Raw genomic sequence first — 18,951 nt, forward strand, 5'->3', positions numbered from 1 at the left:
AATTAATTACAGAGGTAAAGCAAATGAAGATTCCTAAATACGTTGTTTTACAGGTTTCCTTAAAAGAAAAGCTTATCGGTACAGGTTCAAAAAATCTAGATAAATTAGAAGCTGTGATCAACCAGCAAGCCAAAAAAGGTTATCGTTTGCACACTATCGCCACCAGTAGTGCCAATAGTACTGGATTACTTGGTGGAGATCGTATCCAAGCTACTTTGGTTTTTGAAGAGATAATTTAAGAAGAAATCTATTCCTATAATACTTAATCAAATAGATTTTACTTTAATATTCCTTTGAATCTGATACCATATAGATAGAGAAAGCGCTGGTATCCAGTACGACTAGCACCTCTGTTCATATTGAATGGAGGTGCTTTTTATTAATAAAGAATTTAAAACACTAGAACAGCAATTAAATATACTAAAATATAGAGAATTAACTACTGAAAATTTCTAATAAGCCCAATTTAAGCCCAAAATTTCTATTTCTAATTTTAGATTCATAAACACTACTTTTAAAAACCGCTATATACCAACAAAGCCGCTACTAGAAATGCTAGTAGCGGCTTTTTATCTTGATTTTAGTATTATTCCCATTCCACGGTGGCTGGCGGCTTAGAGGTAACATCTAAGACCACGCGGTTAATGCCATCCACTTCATTAACAATGCGACGGCTGATGTGGTCAAGGACATCATAAGGAATCCGCGCCCAATCCGCAGTCATCCCATCCACTGAGGTAATGGCACGGATAGCAATGGTGTATTCATAGGTCCGTTTGTCGCCCATAACCCCAACTGACTTGAAGCCAGGGAGAACGGTGAAGTATTGCCAAATGTCGCGGTCTAGGCCTGCATTGGCGATTTCTTCACGGAGAATGGCGTCTGATTCACGGACAATATGAAGTTTTTCCTTGGTGACTTCACCAATCACACGAATGGCTAAACCAGGACCTGGGAAAGGTTGGCGCCAAACAATGTTATCTGGCATGCCTAATTCCGTCCCTACGGCGCGTACTTCATCCTTAAATAAGGTGTTAAGGGGCTCGATGAGTTCGAATTGCATGTCTTCAGGCAGTCCCCCAACATTGTGGTGAGACTTGATGGTTTCTGCGGTTTCGGTTCCTGATTCAATCACGTCTGTATATAAGGTTCCTTGGGCTAAGAAATCCATCCCATCTAACTTGGTGGCTTCGTCATCGAAAACAGCCACAAATTCATGGCCAATAATCTTCCGTTTGGTTTCAGGATCAGATACGCCAGCTAATTTACCTAAGAAACGTTCTTGGGCATCGGCTTTAATAATGTTTAAACCAAACTTGCCACCTAGAGTTTCCATGACTTGGTCAGCTTCGCCTTTACGGAGTAAACCATGATCAACAAAGATACAGGTCAATTGGTCACCGATAGCTTTTTGTAAGAGGACACCAACCACGGAAGAGTCTACCCCACCGGAAAGGCCGAGTAGAACTTTCTTATCGCCAACGCGGTCACGAATGCTCTTAATTTGCATGTCAATGAAGTCAGCCATGGTCCAGTCTCCCTGGCAACCACAAATTTCATAGACAAAGTTTTTCAACATTTGTTGGCCATTGATGGATGAGCGTACTTCAGGATGGTATTGGAAACCATAAACTTGGGCGTCTTCGTTTTCAAAAGCAGCAGCTGGGCTGTGAGGAGCCACACCTGTGATTTCAAAACCTTCAGGAATTTCAGCAATACGGTCACCGTGACTCATTAAGACAGTTTCTTTTTCAGCTAAATCTTTAAAGATTTTAGAATCGGTCTTTTGAATGGTCATTTCTTGTTGACCATATTCACGTTTGTCAGAGGCTTCAACCACACCACCAAATTTCTTAGTGATTAATTGCATCCCATAACAAATTCCTAAAACTGGTATCCCTAAATTAAAAATTTCCTCGTCAATATCGAAGGAGCCTTCTTCATAGACTGAGTTAGGTCCTCCCGAAAGAATGATTCCCTTCACCTGCCCCTGATCTTTAATTTCTTGAGCAGTTTGCCGGTGAGATTGTAATTCAGAATAGACCCCCAGTTCACGAATACGGCGGGTAATCAGTTGGTTGTACTGGCTGCCGTAGTCAAGAACGATGATCTTTTCTAGGTCCTTTAAGGCTTTCATCCTAAGTTATCACTCACTTCCCTTATAATTTCTTTCTCATTTTATCAAAAACGCGCACATAATTCTAGTATTCCTTTCCTTTAATTCGGATTTATTCCTATTTCTATCGATTTAACCGATGCAAAAAGGAGACCTTTAATGAGTTTGTCTTTTTATAAAGGATTTATTAAAACACTGTGGGAGATAATTCAAAGTTGTTATAATTAGGGCTTTTATTGTATGATAAAGCTATTAGAAATGGCGGAAAAGAGGGAAAATCATGCGCGAAATTTGCGGCAAATCACATGGAAAATTAATTTTAATGGGGGAGCACAGTGTGGTCTATGGACAGCCATCGATTGCCCTGCCCTTTCGAGCAGTAACCATTCAAGTCAATCTGGAACCGGCTGGCAATTATTCCTACTTATTCAGTGATATCTATGAGGGCCCCGTTGAAGAAGCCCCCAAGAAACTTGACGCCTTGGTGGGTCTCTTTAACCGTCTCCGCCATGATTTCTTAAGCAGTCATGACCATTTCCTGATTAAGGTGAATAGTAATATTCCGGTTGAACGTGGCTTAGGGAGCTCAGCGGCCTTATCAGTAGCCTTTATCCGTGCCTTTTTTAATTACTTAGGTAAAGATTTACCCAATGAAGTCTTACTCGATTATGCTGACTTTGCCGAAACCATTAGTCACGGGACCCCTAGTGGCCTTGATGCTCGGGTTACGGCCTATAACCAACCCCTCTACTTCAAAAAGGGGGAAACAGCCCAACCCTTCCATTTCCATACCCCCTATTGGCTAGTGATTGCTGATACTGGGATTTCAGGAAATACTAAGCAAACCGTGAAAAATGTCCGTGATGCCTATGAAAGCCCCTTTGCTAGCCGGCAAATCGCTACTCAAAAAACCATTAAACACCTGGGAGTCTTAACCACCGATCTGACCCAGGCCTTAAAAGCACCACAACCTTCCTTAGAGAAACTGGCTGCTTTAATTAATGCAGCCCAACATGACCTGGCTGCCCTCCAAGTCTCCAGCCCAGAATTGAGCTGGGGGATTGATTACATGCGCCAACACGGAGCCGTGGCAGCCAAATTGACCGGTGGCGGAGGCGGTGGCTGTTACTATGCTCTGGTCCCTGACCGTCAAACTGGTGAAAAACTCATTCAAGCCCTAGCGGATAGTCCTAGTGCCTGTCAAAGCTGGTTAATGCCTTTTTCAAGTGAATCAAATGCAAGTGAAAAGGAGTAAACTATGGAAAAATATCGTGGTATTTGTCGAGCCCATACCAATATCGCCCTAATTAAATATTGGGGAAAACGTGATGATGAACTCATCCTACCCATGAATAGTAATCTTTCTTTAACCTTGGACCGTTTTTATTCAGAAACCCAAATCCGCTTCTCTAAGGATATCGTGGAAGACTGCTTCCAACTTGATGGGGAGTGGCAAGACAATAGTGAAGTAGAGAAGATTAGCCGTTTTGTTGACCTCTTCCGTCAATTGGCCCAGGTAGACTTGGCTTGTGAAGTCATTTCCTACAACCATGTGCCCACTGCGGCAGGCTTGGCCTCATCAGCTTCTGCCTTTGCGGCCTTAGCCGGTGCTTGCAATCAAGCCCTCCGCTTAGACCTGGACCCTCTTGCCCTGTCCCGCTTAGCCCGACGCGGATCAGGCTCAGCCACTCGGAGCATTTTCGGTGGCTTTGTCGAATGGCAAAAGGGAAGTGGCGACCATGATTCCCAAGCTGTCCCCTTCGATGATGCCAATTGGGATGTGGGCATGGTTGTCCTGGCCTTAAATACCAAAAAGAAGGCCATCAGTTCCCGACGAGGAATGAAGCACACGGTTGCAACCTCCCCCTTCTATCAATTATGGCCCCAGGTTAGCGAGAAAAAACTCCTAGAAATGAAAGCCGCTATTAAGGCTCGAGACCTGGATTGGATGGGAGAAACTGCTGAAAGCCACGCCATGTTAATGCACGCCACTACCCTATCGGCCGACCCCGCCTTTACCTATTTAGAAGCAGAATCACTCAAGGCTATTGAAGCGGTCAAAGGTCTCCGCCAACAAGGCTATAAGGCCTACTTCACCATGGATGCCGGTCCTAACGTGAAGATTCTCTGTCCTTATTCCCAGTCCCAAGCTATTATCGATGCCTTGGCGCCTGAATTTGGTGCTGACCGGCTAATTGCCAGCCGCCCGGGACCAGGTATTCAATATTTAGAAGCTTTTTCTGAACAGAAAACTAGCAACAAAACTTCACAAAGCTTGAACCAAGAGGAAAGCACTGAAGACGACAAGCTAGAGCTGCTCAATGAAGAGTTGGGTGAAGACGGCTTAGACAGCCAAGAAGAATTTATGAAACGTTTAGCCAAGCAAAAGCTCACCCTGCAAGAAGAGTTAGAAGAAATTTTTAACCACTCGGCCCCTCACAACTTTTTTAGACCATCGAATCCACTCCCCCATGATCCCAATGATTCACAGGAGGAATTGTAAATGGAAACCATTATTAGTAAACGCCCAGGAAAGTTATATCTGGCTGGTGAATACGCCATTGTCCATTCCTTTCAAGGGGCTTTATTAGTAGCGGTTGACGCCTATGTCACCGTCGAATTGCGCCCCCTTGATCAAACTCAGTCGCGCTTATCGACTAACCAGGCCCAAGAAACTTTTTTCTGGACGGTTAGTGATGACGGTGAGATCAGTGGGATCCCTAAGCAATTCTTATTAGTCAAGACCTTGATCCAAACAGCCTACCAATATTTAAAGGAAAACGGTCGCGTGGAGGATCCCTTTAAGAGTATTGACCTAAAAATCTCCAGTGACCTGGATAGTCCTGACGGGAAGAAATATGGCCTAGGATCTAGTGCCGCAGTCAGCATAGCTATCCTGGAAGCGATTCTTAAATTCTACCAGGTTGACCAAGACCACTCCAAGAAGTCCTTTGCCTATCTTCTCTACCAACTAGGGGCTATCGCCCAAATCAAAATCGACCTTAAAGGCTCCTTTGGCGACTTGGCTGCTTCAGCTTTTGGAGGCTGCATCTACTATCAAAATTTTGACCATACTTGGTTGAAGGAAAGAGTCAAGCATGAAGCAATGAAAGTCCTAGACCTCATCCAGATGCACTGGGATGGTCTCATGATCGAACCGCTGACTCTATCTCCCGATTGGAAACTCCATGTGGCTTGGACTGAAAAGCCGAGTTCTACCGAAGCCATGCTAGTGGGAAAGTCAACAAGAAAAACAGACAAGCATGAGTTTTCACTTAGCGAACGCCATTTCCGCTACGCCAGTCAACAATGCGTGATTCTAATCCGCCAAGCCATTATCGACCAAGATTACTTTGTTTTTACTAAAGCCTTAACTTATAACAGTCATTTATTGTATAACTATACCAAACACCGGCAAAAACCTTACTTAACCACCGATTTAAGGGCAGCTATTGATTTGGCCCGAGCTGCCGGAGGAACAAGTAAGGTTTCCGGAGCAGGTGGCGGGGACTGTGCCATTGCCTTTAGCGATGAAACAGCTATTGGAGAACAGATTGATCAAGCTTGGCATGAAGCCGGTATCCACTCACTCGACTTGGGACTGTGCCCTAGTTTCATCCAATAATTCAACCACTTCTCACAAACAGGTGCCATTGCCCCATTTAATCTTAAGTTAAAAGGAGAATTCCATGAAGAATCGTAAAGATGACCACATTAAGCTTGCCGATTGGCAGTATGCTCAAAGCGCTACCGATTTCGATGCCATCCGCTTTGTCCACCATTCCCTGCCCCATATTGATGCTGACCAAGTCCAACTTAATACCCAGCTCTTCGGCCAAGAATTCCCTTTTCCTTTCTTTATTAACGCCATGACTGGGGGCAGTGAATGGACCAAGGCCATTAACGAAAAGTTCGCCACCGTGGCCCGTGAAACTGGCCTGATGATGGCAACGGGATCAGTCTCCCAAGCCATAAAAGACCCCGACACAGCCGACAGTTTCCAAATTGTCCGCCAAAGCAATCCCAAGGGCTTCATTATCGCTAACATTGGCATGAATCACGGCCTAGCAGGAGCTAAACAGGCTCTAGAAATTACGGAGGCTAACGCCCTCGCTATTCATTTAAATACACCTCAAGAGCTGGCCATGCCAGAAGGCGACCGTCATTTTAAAGCCGTTAAGGATAATATCCAAGCCATTGTTGAGGGGGTTGACCGCCCTGTCATGGTCAAGGAGGTTGGCTTTGGGATGAGTCGTGAAACCATTGAAGAACTCCTCTCAATTGGTGTCAAGACGGTGGACGTCAGTGGGCAAGGAGGAACCAACTTCATCGCTATCGAGAACGAGCGCCGCAGTCTTAAGGATATGGACTACCTGACCCAATGGGGGCAAAGTACTGCAATCTCCTTACTTGAAGCCCAAAGCCTAAAAGGACAAGTCGATGTCATCGCTTCTGGTGGCGTCAAAACGCCACTCCATGTGGTCCTGTCCTTAGCCTTAAGGGCTAAGGCAGTGGGAATGAGTGGGCAATTCCTCCACTTAGTTCTCAATCACGGCGTTCAAGAAACGATTGACTGGGTAGAAGAATTCAAAGACCAGGTTCGTATGCTCATGGTCCTAACTAATAGTCAAACCCTTAGTGACTTAGAAAAGACCGATTTGATTATTTCCGGATCAGTCAGAGATTGGTGCCTAGCCCGTCAGATCCCCTACCAAGACTTTAGCCACCGTTCACACTAGTATTTTCATCAACTACTCGCTTCCCTAGCCAATGGTTAGGGCTTTTTTTATCTTATTTGCTTTCAATAGCCAGTCTAGCGATCAGTAATGATTGGTAATTTATTTGAAGCTTTTGAAGGTGTTATCTTTGCAGAAGAGGCATTATGCGTTATAATAGTATTAGCTACTTGCTAACAAAAAGTAAGTGACAATTAGCTTTCTATCCACAGCTTAAGGAGGAATTTTAAAATGGTTTATAACAATATTTCTGAAGCAATTGGTAATACACCAATTATTAAATTAGCTCACGAAGACAAGGATTCTGCTGATATTTATGTCAAGTTAGAATCCCGTAACCCAGGTGGCTCAGTTAAAGACCGTCCCGTTAAATATATTCTTAAAAGCTTACTCGACAGTGGCGAATTAGAAAAAGGCGGAACAATTGTTGAATCTACCTCAGGAAATACCGGGGTTGCCCTTTCCATGTTAGGTGCTGCTTTCGGTCTTCATGTGATTATCGTGATGCCAGAAACCATGTCAGTTGAACGTCGTAACTTGATCCAAGCTTATGGGGCTGAACTGGTCTTAACCCCAGGCTCTGAAGGAATGAAAGGTGCCGGCGAAAAGGCAGCAGAAATCGCTAAAGAAAAGAACGCGCCAATCTTTGGTCAATTTGTTCGCCATGAAAACGTTCAAGCTCACGAAGAAACTACCGCTAAAGAAATTTTAGCCGACTTAGACCAAGTGGATGGCTTCGTAGCTGGTATTGGTACTGGTGGTACCGTAACAGGTGTCGGTAAAACCTTAAAAGCCCATGACAAAAACACCGTAGTTTGGGGTGTTGAACCAGAAGGCTCCCCACTATTAAATGAAGGTAAAGCTGGCTCACATAAGATTCAAGGGATTGGCGCAAACTTCATTCCTAAGATCTTAGACCAAAATGTTCTCGACAAAGTTGACATCATCTCCAACGAAGATGCTATCCAAGGGGCAGTTCATTTGGCCCATGAATATGGTATCCTAGCTGGTTTCTCTTCTGGTGGTAACTATGTTTCTGCTAAACGTCTCGCTAAAGAACTTGGCCCTGGCAAACATGTCGTAACTGTCCTTCCAGATACAGGAGAACGTTACCTCTCTACCGGAGCATTCTCAAATGACGGAGAATAAGGCAAGCGATCAAGACCAGCTTCCCTCTGACATGGAGAAAAAAACCATCAAAATTCAGTCACGAACTGTTCCTGGTATGTCTCTCTCCTCACTCACAAGAGATACCCTAGAATCGATGGAAGATAACGAAGACAAGTGGATCCGCCTAGCCAAGATCATCTATGATAATGATCCAGCGGCCCACTCCTGGCAAGAAGTTTATGACCTCTACCCTAGTATTAAGGCGCTCCGGGCCCATGAACAAGCCCACTATTATTACAATAATGGGGACTACTATCTGGCCCGGCAACTGGCTGAAGAATCTCGGCGGGAAACCGGGATTGAAATTCATCCAGGAGCTCAACTCAGTGATACGGTCTTTATTGACCATGGCATGGGCGTGGTCATTGGTGAAACCGCTGTGATTAGTGATAACGTCAAGCTCTTCCACGGCGTCACCCTAGGCGGTGTCGGTAGGGAAAAAGGCTGCAAACGCCACCCTACTATCCAAGACCATGTTGAAATTGGGGCAGGTGCCAAACTATTAGGCAATATTACCATTGGCCACCACAGTAAAATTGGGGCTAATGCGGTTGTCCTAGAAGACGTGCCACCCTATGCGACGGCAGTTGGCATGCCGGCTCGGATTATCCTCCATGATAAAAATTGGAACCGAATTGGTGACTATGTCATCTAATTAAAGTATTCAAACAGCTTATCTAGTCATGAATCACTCCCCTAACTAAGACATCATTTCATGGCTGATAAGCTGTTTTTCTTTATTCATTTTTTACTTAAAAGCGAGAGCTCATCAGCTCTGTTGAAAAATTCTTATGTTAAAATAGATACAATTAACATCATTTGTGGAAAGGAATGTGGGCATTTTGACTGTTGGACTTGTTCTTGAAGGTGGCGGCATGCGGGCCTTGTTTTCGGCTGGAGTATTGGATGTTTTTCTAGCGGAAGGGATCCAGGTTGACAAGATTGTTGGGGTGTCCGCAGGCGCCCTCTATGGGGTCAACTATCCCTCCCAGCAAAATGGTCGGGCCCTGCGTTATAACAAGAAATATATCAAAGATAAGCGCTATATCAGCCTAAACAACTGGGTGAAGACTGGCAATATGGTGTCGACCGATTTTGCCTACCACCAAGTGCCATTTGAACTCGATCCCTTTGATGAGGAGACCTATGAAGCCAGTCCCAGCGATTTTTATGCGGTGGTTACCAATGTCGAAACGGGTCAGGCTGAGTATCCCTTGATTGACAATGCCAAAGAGCAAATTGATGTCTTGCGGGCCAGTGGGTCGATGCCCTTCGTTTCCAAAATCGTTCAAATTAATGGCAATAAATATTTAGATGGTGGCCTAGCTGATTCCATCCCCTATCGCTTCATGCAGTCCCTAGGAGTGGACCGCCTGATCATTGTTCTGACCCAACCTTATGGCTACCGCAAGGAAGACAAGAATACTTTTCTTGCTAAAAAAGTCTATGGCAAAGAATACCCTCATTTAGTCAAAGCCATTGAAGATAGACCCTCCATGTACAATCAACAGGTCGCTGATGTGGAGGCATTAGCTAAAAACGATCAAGCCTTTGTCCTACAACCTGCCCACCCCCTAGAGGTCAAACGTCTGGAACGTGATCCCGACCGCTTACAAGCCACCTACGACCACGGGGTTGAAGTCGCCAAAAAACAAGTAACCGCTCTAAAAGATTACTTAGCTTAAATAAAAAGCATGGTTAGCATTCTTTCTCAGTCATTGCTGAGATGAAGCTTGACCATGCTTTTTTATTTGTTATTTTTCTTCTAAATTGATTGCCTTATTCATGAGCGGTTAGAAAGACCGTCAGCAAGATAAAGGCCATGCCTAAGTAATCGATCAGGGCAAAACTTTCGCCTAGAAGTATAACCGATAAAATGGTTGCGGTTAAGGGCTCTACTGACCCAATCAAAGAAGCCGCTAAGGGCCCGATAAAGGTGACGCTGGAAAGATAGAAAATATAAGGAACAATGGTCCCTACAATAATGGTTAAGGTAAACCAAGCTAAAAAGTGAAGAGAAAGTTCTGGTGGGACTAGGTGTTCAAAATTGAAAAATATCAAGAAAATTCCACCAAATAGCATGCCAATTCCCGTAACCGGTAAAGATCCATAGTGGTCAATAACCTTTAAAGGAAGGACATTGAGGAGTGCTAGGCCTAATGCAGACATCAATCCCCAGAAAAAGGCCTCTTTAGATAAAATAAAGTGGCCTAACTGACCATGAGTGACTAAAAGAAAGACCCCAATAATAGTAAATAAGAGGGCAACAATCTCTCTTCGAATGGGCCAACGCCGACCAACTAAGCAATAATAAACCAGTAAAAAAATTGGCCCTATAAATTGTAGGATAGTCGCCATACCGGAATTACTATAATGAATCGTCATTAAGTAAGAAAATTGATTAAAGACTATCCCACATATCCCAAATATTGCCATTTGTAAGAGCGACCGTTTATCTGCTTTTAACTTTGCTATGGGTAACTTCTTCTTATATGCCAGGAATAGGAAAATCGAGATTCCTGCTGTCAGCATCCGATACATGGTCAGCTGCAAAGGCATCATATTATAGGTCTGCATCAGGTGCTGACTCAAAACGCCCCCTAGACCCCAGGAACTACAGGCTAAAATTGTGGTAATAATGGCTCGTTTTCTAATCCCGCTTTTAATATGCATAAATAACCTCTCATCTTTATTAATTAAGTTATTTTATAGTAATAAAAACTATAATCAATATACCTAACTAATATTAATTTTTTTACTCCCTTAAGAATATAAATTATCTTATAAGTAAATTCAATGAGAACTTGGCAGTTTTTCTAAAAACAGTTTTCTATTTTCGATCAAGCTTGACTAAAAAAGATAAAATGATTAAATAGTAATATTAGGCTTAATAGTTTATTAATGGCAGATTAAAAAATGCTGATCAACCTCAATAACAAAGATACTAAAATAGAAATAACCATAAATATACCAATTAAATAAGGCAGCTTACTCATCGTCGTCTTATCATCATTTTCTTTTTTGGGTTCTTTTTCAGTTCTTTGATCTTTGACCATCTTTTTTATTTCTTGATCAACGTAATTTCCTTTATTATTTTTCATGATTTCACCTCAACATGGCTATATTCTTTATGCGAATTGAATAGTTAGCTGACCACTTTTATCTGTAACAATTTGACTTAAAGATAAATAATAAACGATCCTTTGATAAATACGATCTTTCATTTCATTATAAGACCAAAGTGCTTCCTTTTGGTATTCATAAATTGGATTATGCTGAGCTGCTCCCCTGCTTACAACTACCTGTTTAAATTGGGTTAGATAGTCCACTTGTTCCACCCAAACTTCATCAATAGCTTTTAAAATACACTTACGTTCAAAGTCTTCAAAATAGTTTCCTAGGCTCAAACGTTCTTTCTTAGATTCTAAAATGGTAAAAAAGATTTCCAATAAATAATCGATTAGAGACTGATCGGATAAATGATCAATACTTTTAGGTTCATAATTATAGGTTAGGTTATCAAATATCCAACGATCAATTTGTACTTTGCGACTTCTATTAGGATCAAGGTTATCTACAGCCAATCCCATCACGCGCTGTGCAACTTGGTCTAGATCGATTTCTTCTAACCCTTGGCCTTCTAGAAGTTCATCACGGGTTTGATAAATAAGCTTTCTTTGAATACTCATATCCTCATCCATTTGAATGATTTGCTTTCTAGCACTTTCTCCACTAGCATCACTGGCCTCTTGAGCTTGGTTAAAGTATTTCTCATAGCGAAAATTAGATAATTGTTTAATTTTATCTATTTCTTCACTGGGATCAGATTGATAGCGAATGTGCTCTGGAGCCCATTTTTGAATGAGTTCGTCTTCTAAAGACACAAAAAACTTACTCATTCCCGGATCGCCCTGTCGTCCCGCCCGACCACGTAATTGTAAATCAACGCGTTCGCTAACCATACGCTCAGTTCCTATAACAGCTAAACCGCCTAAGTCAGCAACTCCTTGCCCTAACTTAATGTCTGTCCCCCGACCAGCCATCGCAGTGGCGACCGTGACTGCACCATATTGTCCTGCTTCTTTAATCATTTCTGCCTCTTTGGCTTCATTATAGGCATTTAAAACGTTATGGGGAATACCATCATTAAGCAAAATCGTAGAATATAGCATGGATAATTGAACAGAGCCTGTTGCAATTAATAAGGGTTGCCCGGTCGCATGCTTTTCTTCAATGAATTGAATCGAAGCAGCAAGTTTTTCAGGAAAACTGCGGTATATTTCATCAGGATAATCTTTGCGAATGACTGGACGATTGGTAGGGATCGAGATAACTTCCATATTATAAGTGTCAATGAATTCATCTTCGGCTGGTTTCCCTGTCCCTGTCATACCAGCCATACGTTCAAAAAGTAAGAACAGATTTTGATATGTTATGGAGGCCATCGATCGGTTTTCATCCGTTAAATCCACATGTTCTTTAGCTTCGATCGCTTGGTGTTGGCCTGCCTGTAAACGAGTGCCTTTTAAGACTCGACCATCACGACTATCTAATAATTCGACCTTTCCATCACGAACCACATAATCTTTTTCATTAGTGAATAATTCATGGGCTTTTAAGGCTAAGCTAACATGACGAACGAGTTCTCGATTTGACCGCGCATAAAATTTATCTAAGCGAAAATACTTTTCTGCATTTGCTATACCCTCCTGAGTCAACCAAACAGCATCTTTTTCCTCAGTGACTTCATAATCAATTCCTGTTTCAAGACTCTCAACAAAATCATTAGCTAGTTGGTAAAAATTAGACTGGACTCTTGGAGAGCCTGAAATGACCAGAGGACTGGTCGCGCCATCAAGCAAGACTGCATCCACTTCATCAATAATGACATAGTAAAAGTTCCGTAAAAATTGATCCTCTTTATCAGCAGCTAAATTTTCACCTAAATAGTCGAAACCTAGGGCTGAATGGGTAGTGTATACGATGTCAGCTGCATAAATCTGTCTTTTATCATCAGCAGTAAGATCTTCTGAACCCTCGGGGGCTCCCATTGCAATCGTTAAGCCCATAAAACGATATAAGGGCCCCATTTCCTCAGCATCACGGCGGGATAAATAATCGTTAACTGTAACTAAAATTACCCCTTTTCCTGTCAGTGCATTGAGATACAAAGGCATAGTTGCTGTTAGAGTTTTACCTTCACCAGTTTTCATTTCAGCAATATTTCCCTCATGTAATACAATGGCCCCAATTACTTGGACATCGTAAGGGTACATCCCTAACACCCGTTTAGCAGCCTCTCTAACTGCTGCATAAGCTTCAGGAAGAAGATCATTTAAACTTTCACCTGCTTGATAACGCTCTTTAAATTCATTAGTTTTCTGTTTGAGGTCCCCATCCGATAATTGAGCCATAGTACCTGCATAGGCATTGACTTGGTGAAGTATGCGGTTCAGCCGCTTTAACCGACCTTTATCTAAATCGACTTTAAACATGGTGACCCCCTCAACTAATTACTTGTCCTTCTAACTTCAAAAGATTACGGTGATAATCTAATAACTTAGCTCCGATAAAACGATCATCAGACTGTTTATTTTTATAATAGCATTTTATATTAGGTCGACTGACGCCAACACTTGTTTGCAACCATTGAATAATACCTTCATCTAAACTCGATTGCTGGGCAATTTTTTGATATTGAAAAAGCTCTAAATGATCGTCAGTGACTAAGGCTTGGGAATTAGGATATCGTTGAGCATAGTACTTAGCAGCTAAATTGGAAATCGGCCCATAGCCAATAAAATAAAAGGGTTTACTATGACTAGACTGAACAAAGCTATCTACACCAGACATAGCTTCCTTTGATAAATATAGCTGGGCGTTTAATAATTCACTGGCCAGCAAATTAGCATGAGACTTAACTAAGACTATTTGCTGTAACTTATTCACTTCTTCTTGGATACTTCCTATTCCTGGTTCAACAAAAAGCAAGTGATTGAAATCATGATTATTTTCAATTAGTAGTGTATCTTTACTCATAACATTATCTAAAAGTATTTCAGATATTATCAAGCGCTTAAAAGTGATAGAACGGCAGCCTGCGTGAACTAAAGATATGGTGTAATTTCCATAATTATCAGGTACAGTAAATGAGTCATCACAGCTGCGGATAAAATCTTTCTGCAAGGATTCACCGTAATAATCAAAAAATTCCACCGTAAACATTATGGAGTTATTTGGTTCGACCTGACCAATAAATTTAAGAAAGTAGGTCTTATGACTTGTTAATAGCGGGAGTTTAGGTGATGAAAAATAAAGTCCATAAGATTTTTCAGAAGACCATTGGTTAATAACTATACCAGAATGGACCATAGAGTTTTTAAAAGATACCCTATCCGGAGACTGCCACTCTATCTGAGAGCCATGGCTGAATATCTCATCGTTCATCAATCCCCATCGGACAATGTAATAATCTTTCACTCTGTTCCCTCCTTACTTTCAAAATCTTCCCATAGGATTCTCTTATATTGGTTTATAAACCAACTTGCGACCGTAGGTGTATTATCATTATGTCGTCCCATCACGGATTTACTAATAATTTTAATTGGCTTATCACTCAGATTTTTCAATAATCCATAATACGCCTCATTATCGTAATCTTCATTAAGCATGTAAGTCATCGCATAGGTAGATTGACTATAATGGGTCTGTTTTAATTTAGGCATTAACATACTGTCTAAAATATCCAAATCAGTTGCTAAATCATCATTGTTACCAAATTTCAAGGTTAAATCCATTGCCGTTTTAAAGGAATCATTAGGACGTCTTAAGCGCTGGTTTCTAGTAATATTTCCTAAATAAACAAGTGGTCGCGCCATAATTATGGCATAAGGATCTAAAAAACTTCCATAGTACAAAGCACCAAAGGTTCCCATAGACATACCTGAAAGGATTAACTGATCCTTAGTGAAATTTAACTCATCTAATACTTCCACTATCTTAGCAACAATCGCTGCCTCGAATTGGGCACTCCCTCGATAGAAGGCACCGCCTTCTAAACGTAAATCATTAATCAATATAAAGGGATGCTTTAAGTTCTTCATCATAGGAAAGCCTTCAAAACCTTCTGCTGTCCTATAACCAGAAAAATAAACATTTAAAGGAGGTTTTAAGTTGCCAGGATTATAGTAAAAAGCAAACTCTTCACGATGATTATCAGCTATAATTTGTCCACCAGCTAAATAGTCTCCCCACTTTCTTCGGGAATGTCTAACATGTAAAGGGCCAATCCTTAGTTGACCAGAGCCTTTGACACAAAGGGAAAAGCTCGCATAACAATTCTCAGGCGGATCTAATAAGATTCTCTTTTTTATTGCTTCATTATTATAGGAAATGCGCTCAACCACCTGATTAGAGCTTCCCATGCGAATAAAGGTAATAGTCATATTGAGATCAATGGTCTCATCCTTTATAAATTCTAACCATATATCTATATATCGATCTATATTAGATATAATAAGATGTCGCCAATATAACAAAGGAGTCATTTGGTCTGTCTGTTCAATTTGAAACAGAATATAATTATTTCCAAGGTATTGATAGTTACCAGAAAAATTAGCTTGAACAGAAATATCCTGAACGCCACGTCTCTCTCCATAATTGCCGTCAAAGAATACTTTTGCTAATTCAATAACCGTCTCTTCAATATTTTTCACTTCAATGAATTGAGCCTTTTTCATGGAAAATAAACGTTCAAACTCAGGAGTCGTGTAATAAGATTCAAATTGTTGATCAATTAATACAGTATAAGCTTCCATTAAGGGGAGCAGCTTATCTATTAGTAATCTATCAATAGGAGCAGTCAGTATAACCAGAGAAAAAGGTCTTGGAGGCAGAGTATTTTCTTCCAAAGCTTCTTGGTAATAATCAGCAAGCTCAGTATTTAGTATAAAGGTCCAATCAACTTCATTCTTAAATTTTACGCCCTGTGACCAATCGCTATAGCCGATTTGTAAAACTCTAGTCATTGCCGTTCTCTCCTAACAATGCTTTCCATTGACTCACTAATTCCCCACTATGGTACTTATTAATCTTTTCTACAGAGTATACTAAGGCTTCATTCCAATGTTTAAGCCCTTTGAAGTAATAATCGATCCCTTGAGCTAATTGATCCAAATTCTTAGCAATTAGCCCATTTTTCAAATGCTCAACATAGGCAGATTCCACTCGGTTAATCTGAGAAATTCCTGCACTAATTCCAGCAATCTGGCCATAAACCCAGGGATGAGAAGTCCAATCAATCATCAAACGCACATACTTCAAGCTTTGGATAAAGTCGCGCTCACTATGATTAATTTGCACCTGACAAACTGGTTTTTTTTCTTTTTCAGGCATTTTATCCGCAAAATCAACAACTTCGCCATATTGGGAATCAAAATACTTATTTAAATGATCAGATAAACTTTCTAAATGGTCGATTTTAGCTTGATCAATTTGAAAGGCTCCTAAAACCAAGCGAATACGTTCATCCTTTTCCATTTTAGTTTTTATAACATCCATGACTTCTTTAATTTCTTCTAGGCTAAGTTGACTTACTTCAAGATAAATAATTAAATTCTTAATCCGCTGACTCATACCTAGCTGGAGTCTGGTATCGAAAGGGGATAATCGATAAATGGATGTATCAAGTGAACTCTTCTTCGTATAGTTAATTAGCTGGTCTTTCAATTGATCAGTATCAGTAATCAGTAACTTCGCCCTTTTCAGAGAGGTTTTAAAGTCTTTTGTATTGCTCTCAAAGGAGCGCTGACTATAAAGAGAATAGATTAAATCAATCTTATTTTTCTGACTTAACTGATTAAATAAATGATTATGTCTATCACTATAAGCAACAACGACCTTATCATCTTGTCCCATATGTTTAATTAGATACTTGCTTGTCATCTCTTCAATGAGTGTTTCCTTTGATTGGTAAGTAGTATGATCAAAGCGCTCTTTTTCTAAGAGATCCTGGTTGATCTCTATACTTCCCTTAGCATAAAATTCACGAACTACCCACTGACCGGCTAAATTTAAATAGTCTTGGTGGCTAGCCTGACCATTATTATAAAAGATAACGCTAGAAATAAAGGCCCGATCATCAAAAATGTACTGTTTTGTTAATTGTTTATCTTGATAGTAGTCAATAAAGGCGATATAGCCATTAGACTTAAATTGGATATCAGCATAATGTTCATTATGCACAAATACCATCATTAGAAACGGAGTAGGAACAAATTCTGCTTGCTTAGGAAAAGATAAGTCTTCTAAAGTAATTGGTCTGACTTTATGTAAATTAATGCCTTGAATAAAGTCAAAAACCGACCAATAATTATATTCTTCTATATTTTGATCATGTAAGTTCAACCGTAACATCGGAGCATAATCGAGCATTAATAGTTGATTAGCTTCACCCGCACGCTGAAATAAACGCAATTGATTAACCGTATCATCAAAATACAAGTCCATATAGGAAGGCTCAACAAAATCCCATTGATTATTTGCATACCATGAGGGAATAAAATAATACATAATTTTCCTTTCTAATAGCTAATCAAATAATGACGTATATTTATTTCTTATTCTTAGAGCCCGTATTTCATCAATAATATTCAAAAATAGAGCAACCAGAATAACTATACTCCCTGGCAAGTTTAGCCATTGAGAGTACTCAGGAAATAAAACCCCTAAAGACATAGGAAAACCAACGACAGCCGTCATATATTCAGCTCCTATAATCGCCATATTTAATATTTTTTCTCTCAAAAATTTTTCAGTAGGCTTACCGGGATTGATGCCATCAATATAGTCGCCAGTTTTTTGCAAGTTTTCACTGAGATCTTCTGGATCCACATTAACAAAGGCAAAACCAAGACTTAGAACAATAATTAATAAAACATACAAGAAGGCCCCTAAGAGTTGGGTCATACTCAACTGAAATTGTAAATTTTTTAAAAATTGAAGATTGGGAAAGAAAATAAGTATTAAGTCAATAATATATCGCGGCAAGAGTGCCAATGTCATGGCGTACATGATAGCCATACCCCCACTAGGATTCAATTTAATCGGCAAGTAGGATTTTTCAGTAAAATTATTATTTATCATTACCCGGTTGATTGGGATCCGTAACTCAGCACGATCCATTACGATTGTAGTAAATGCTGTCATTAAAGCAAAAACCGACACACTAATTAATAGTACTTGCTCAATAAATGACGCTCGATAAATCAAAAATATCCGTAGTGCATTAAAATTATTGGGCAGTCTTAGTAGCATATTCGCTAAAATAATAATCGTCTGTCCACCAATTCCAGCTTCTTGATTACGGCCTCCTAGCCAAATAGTAAAAAATGTGCCAGCCACCAAAGCTAAAACAATCGTTCCATAAGCCATAAAATGATTAGACAATATGGTATCTTGTATGGAAATCAGCGGATAAGTGACTGCTAAAGTAATTGCTTGAACTAAGGCAAGAATTAAAGTTAACAGATTACGATAATAATTATCCTGTCTTGGAGGGACTTTCAGTGCTTTGTACCATTTAGACATAGAGACAAAACGCCAAATGATCATTGTCGACATATATGGCCCTAGCCCTAAACTTAATAAAGAAGCTTGGTCAAAGCTACCACCAGTTGCACTAAGGGCTAATGAGAGGAAGTCATTGCCTGATGAACTCTGACTCTGTTGGATAGCCTGCCAATCAACTAAGGGTAAAGGAATGGAACGTCCCATAATATAAATAATTAGAATCATGGCAGTGAACAATAACTTTTTATAAAGAAGTGGTAGACGAAATCTGTTTCCTTTATTTTGGATAGCCACTGATTAAACAACCTTTCATACCATTTAAATAGTAAATTAGAGGCAAGGAAATGATTGCCTTTGCCT

Annotated in this window: 15 protein-coding genes and 1 pseudogene; 8 read left to right on the top strand and 8 right to left on the bottom strand. The window is 40.5% G+C overall.

Annotation, left to right across the window (positions count from 1 at the left end; all coding sequences use genetic code 11):
• Positions 1-23 precede the first annotated feature (23 nt).
• A complete protein-coding gene (locus CJ190_RS05940; protein WP_064292141.1) occupies positions 24-239 on the top strand; it encodes a DUF4177 domain-containing protein in 216 nt (71 codons plus the stop codon).
• Positions 240-586: 347 nt separating this feature from the next.
• Here the strand turns inward: CJ190_RS05940 and guaA are convergent, their stop codons facing one another.
• A complete protein-coding gene (gene guaA, locus CJ190_RS05945; protein WP_064292140.1) occupies positions 587-2,137 on the bottom strand; it encodes a glutamine-hydrolyzing GMP synthase in 1,551 nt (516 codons plus the stop codon).
• Positions 2,138-2,396: 259 nt separating this feature from the next.
• Between guaA and mvk the strand changes: the two genes are divergently transcribed.
• The 7 genes and pseudogenes from mvk (at position 2,397) to CJ190_RS05980 (ending at position 9,707) form a co-directional block, all read left to right on the top strand.
• A complete protein-coding gene (gene mvk, locus CJ190_RS05950; RefSeq protein WP_070597980.1) occupies positions 2,397-3,371 on the top strand; it encodes a mevalonate kinase in 975 nt (324 codons plus the stop codon).
• Between the two features lie 3 nt (positions 3,372-3,374).
• Positions 3,375-4,346 (top strand): annotated as a pseudogene (gene mvaD, locus CJ190_RS05955) (diphosphomevalonate decarboxylase); the annotation flags it as partial.
• A 273-nt stretch (positions 4,347-4,619) separates the two neighbouring features.
• A complete protein-coding gene (locus CJ190_RS05960; protein WP_064292137.1) occupies positions 4,620-5,741 on the top strand; it encodes a phosphomevalonate kinase in 1,122 nt (373 codons plus the stop codon).
• Positions 5,742-5,805: 64 nt separating this feature from the next.
• Positions 5,806-6,855, top strand: a complete 1,050-nt coding sequence (gene fni / locus CJ190_RS05965) for a type 2 isopentenyl-diphosphate Delta-isomerase (protein ID WP_064292136.1) — start codon at positions 5,806-5,808, stop codon at positions 6,853-6,855.
• A 228-nt stretch (positions 6,856-7,083) separates the two neighbouring features.
• Complete coding sequence (gene cysK, locus CJ190_RS05970) at positions 7,084-8,001, top strand: cysteine synthase A (RefSeq protein ID WP_064292135.1); 918 nt, start codon at positions 7,084-7,086, stop codon at positions 7,999-8,001.
• A 115-nt stretch (positions 8,002-8,116) separates the two neighbouring features.
• A complete protein-coding gene (gene epsC / locus CJ190_RS05975) occupies positions 8,117-8,677 on the top strand; it encodes a serine O-acetyltransferase EpsC (protein ID WP_064292198.1) in 561 nt (186 codons plus the stop codon).
• 187 nt (positions 8,678-8,864) lie between these two features.
• Entirely contained in the window at positions 8,865-9,707 is an 843-nt protein-coding gene (locus CJ190_RS05980) for a patatin-like phospholipase family protein (protein ID WP_064292134.1), read from the top strand.
• Between the two features lie 94 nt (positions 9,708-9,801).
• On the opposite strand, the gene CJ190_RS05985 is transcribed toward CJ190_RS05980, so the two are convergent.
• From CJ190_RS05985 to secY2, 7 genes are all read right to left on the bottom strand, one after another.
• The gene (locus CJ190_RS05985; protein ID WP_064292133.1) at positions 9,802-10,695 is read right to left on the bottom strand and encodes a DMT family transporter; all 894 of its coding nucleotides are present in this window, start codon (positions 10,693-10,695) and stop codon (positions 9,802-9,804) included.
• A 236-nt stretch (positions 10,696-10,931) separates the two neighbouring features.
• Complete coding sequence (locus tag CJ190_RS05990) at positions 10,932-11,123, bottom strand: hypothetical protein (protein WP_064292132.1); 192 nt, start codon at positions 11,121-11,123, stop codon at positions 10,932-10,934.
• A 27-nt stretch (positions 11,124-11,150) separates the two neighbouring features.
• On the bottom strand, positions 11,151-13,517 hold the full coding sequence (gene secA2, locus CJ190_RS05995) for an accessory Sec system translocase SecA2 (RefSeq protein ID WP_064292131.1): 2,367 nt from the start codon (positions 13,515-13,517) through the stop codon (positions 11,151-11,153).
• A gap of 10 nt (positions 13,518-13,527) precedes the next feature.
• A complete protein-coding gene (asp3, locus tag CJ190_RS06000; RefSeq protein WP_070597979.1) occupies positions 13,528-14,502 on the bottom strand; it encodes an accessory Sec system protein Asp3 in 975 nt (324 codons plus the stop codon).
• Positions 14,499-16,049 (bottom strand): accessory Sec system protein Asp2, encoded by a 1,551-nt coding sequence (gene asp2 / locus CJ190_RS06005; protein ID WP_070597978.1) that lies wholly within the window; start codon positions 16,047-16,049, stop codon positions 14,499-14,501. Before asp2 ends, asp3 begins: the two co-directional genes overlap by 4 nt.
• Positions 16,042-17,592 (bottom strand): accessory Sec system protein Asp1, encoded by a 1,551-nt coding sequence (asp1, locus tag CJ190_RS06010; RefSeq protein ID WP_064292128.1) that lies wholly within the window; start codon positions 17,590-17,592, stop codon positions 16,042-16,044. Before asp1 ends, asp2 begins: the two co-directional genes overlap by 8 nt.
• Positions 17,593-17,610: 18 nt before the next feature.
• Positions 17,611-18,885, bottom strand: coding sequence for an accessory Sec system protein translocase subunit SecY2 (gene secY2, locus CJ190_RS06015; protein WP_064292127.1), 1,275 nt, complete (start codon positions 18,883-18,885; stop codon positions 17,611-17,613).
• Between the last annotated feature and the right edge of the window lie 66 nt (positions 18,886-18,951).

The organism is Aerococcus loyolae, assembly GCF_002871915.2.
Lineage (GTDB): Bacteria > Bacillota > Bacilli > Lactobacillales > Aerococcaceae > Aerococcus > Aerococcus loyolae.

Bases quoted from the DNA above. Each gene is read 5' to 3' on its own strand.
- CJ190_RS05940 (WP_064292141.1), top strand. From the start codon at position 24: ATGAAGATTCCTAAATACGTTGTTTTACAGGTTTCCTTAAAAGAAAAG.
- guaA (WP_064292140.1), bottom strand. From the start codon at position 2,137: ATGAAAGCCTTAAAGGACCTAGAAAAGATCATCGTTCTTGACTACGGC.
- mvk (WP_070597980.1), top strand. From the start codon at position 2,397: ATGCGCGAAATTTGCGGCAAATCACATGGAAAATTAATTTTAATGGGG.
- CJ190_RS05960 (WP_064292137.1), top strand. From the start codon at position 4,620: ATGGAAACCATTATTAGTAAACGCCCAGGAAAGTTATATCTGGCTGGT.
- fni (WP_064292136.1), top strand. From the start codon at position 5,806: ATGAAGAATCGTAAAGATGACCACATTAAGCTTGCCGATTGGCAGTAT.
- cysK (WP_064292135.1), top strand. From the start codon at position 7,084: ATGGTTTATAACAATATTTCTGAAGCAATTGGTAATACACCAATTATT.
- epsC (WP_064292198.1), top strand. From the start codon at position 8,117: ATGGAAGATAACGAAGACAAGTGGATCCGCCTAGCCAAGATCATCTAT.
- CJ190_RS05985 (WP_064292133.1), bottom strand. From the start codon at position 10,695: ATGCATATTAAAAGCGGGATTAGAAAACGAGCCATTATTACCACAATT.
- CJ190_RS05990 (WP_064292132.1), bottom strand. From the start codon at position 11,123: ATGAAAAATAATAAAGGAAATTACGTTGATCAAGAAATAAAAAAGATG.
- secA2 (WP_064292131.1), bottom strand. From the start codon at position 13,517: ATGTTTAAAGTCGATTTAGATAAAGGTCGGTTAAAGCGGCTGAACCGC.
- asp2 (WP_070597978.1), bottom strand. From the start codon at position 16,049: ATGACTAGAGTTTTACAAATCGGCTATAGCGATTGGTCACAGGGCGTA.
- asp1 (WP_064292128.1), bottom strand. From the start codon at position 17,592: ATGTATTATTTTATTCCCTCATGGTATGCAAATAATCAATGGGATTTT.